The organism is Bartonella sp. AP58NXGY (assembly GCF_042195785.1).
GTDB lineage: Bacteria > Pseudomonadota > Alphaproteobacteria > Rhizobiales > Rhizobiaceae > Bartonella.
Window position 1 is genome coordinate 1 of sequence record NZ_JBHIOY010000406.1, and the last position, 271, is coordinate 271.

General features: G+C 42.8%; 1 protein-coding gene. It reads right to left on the minus strand.

Annotation, left to right across the window (positions count from 1 at the left end):
• Positions 1-271 (minus strand): methylated-DNA--[protein]-cysteine S-methyltransferase (locus ACFINC_RS11690; RefSeq protein WP_375617305.1); only part of this gene is annotated, 271 nt, incomplete at its 5' end.

The following is a 271-nucleotide window of genomic DNA, read 5'->3' on the forward strand; positions in this document are numbered from 1 at the left end:
TCACGCAAAGTTAAATTTGTTTTTAATTTCCCCATTTTGTTCCCGTTGGAGCAGAATCTGTTTCCGTTTCTTCCCCCAACGATACCCTGAGATACAACCATTTTTACGGACAACGCGATGACAAGGAATGATGACAGCCAATTCATTACGTGCACAGGCATGAGCAACAGCACGAAAAGCTTTTGGCATACCCACATGGCACGCTAATTCCTCGTATGAAATTGTTGCACCACATGGTATCTTACATAATGTCGCCCATACTTTTCGTTGA